Annotated in this window: 1 protein-coding gene; it reads right to left on the bottom strand. The window is 52.1% G+C overall.

Translation table 11 applies throughout. The features are described 5' to 3' along the window. Positions 1 to 152: 152 nt before the first annotated feature. The coding region (locus ACTHS3_RS15045) for a nucleotide sugar dehydrogenase (protein WP_440368374.1) at positions 153 to 956 on the bottom strand (804 nt) is incomplete at its 5' end.

The following is a 956-nucleotide window of genomic DNA, read 5'->3' as shown; positions in this document are numbered from 1 at the left end:
GCCAGAAGTTCGAGCTGAGCGTTTTTCGTAAGAGATGCGTTGTTACCGTTGCCGGTTTGCCAAGGCCGTCTGAAAAAAACAAATGGCCTTGGGAAACCGGCCGCCGTCCCGGTCGGGGAAACCGGAGGCAGCCGGATGCGTCTGAATCAAGATTATGCTTTGATGACTTTAGGATTTTTCACTGGGAATTTGCCGCGTGTATCGACAATCAGCTTGGCATGTTCGGTAATCATGTCATAGTCGAATTTGTCGTGATCGGTGGTTAGAACCACGCAATCGTATTGGGCGACAGTTTCAGGGGTCAGCGCTTCGCTCTTCAGGTCGAAGTAGTGGTGGCCGGGGATGTGCGGGAACTCCGGAACGTGCGGGTCGGAGTAGGAAACCACTGCGCCCAGTTTGTGCAGGCGGTCCATAACTTCCACGGACGGGCTTTCGCGCATATCGTCCACGTTTTTCTTGTAGGCGATACCCAATACCAAGATTTTGCTGTCTTTGATAGAACGGTTGTGATCATTCAAAGCCAGGCCGACTTTTTCGATAACGTAGTCGGGCATGTGGGAGTTCACTTCACCTGCCAATTCGATGAAACGGGTGTTTACGCCGTATTCGCGTGCTTTCCAAGTCAGGTAGAACGGGTCGATAGGGATACAATGGCCGCCCAAGCCAGGGCCTGGGTAATAAGCAACGAAGCCGAACGGTTTGGTTGCAGCGGCATTGATGACTTCGTGAATGTCGATGCCCATTTTGTCGGCAACGATTTTCATCTCGTTCACCAAGCCGATGTTTACGGCGCGGTGGATGTTTTCCAAAAGTTTGGTCAGCTCTGCCGCTTTGGTGGAGCTTACTGGAACAACTTTATCGATGGCAGGTTGGTACAGCGCCAGGCCGACTTCCAAACAAGCAGGGGTATGGCCGCCGATGACTTTTGGAATGGTACGGGTTTCAAAGTTAGGGTT

It is taken from the genome of Neisseria sp. P0009.S007 (genome assembly GCF_051962515.1).
Note: the sequence above shows the minus strand (reverse complement) of the source record. Positions and strands in the feature narration are given on the sequence as shown.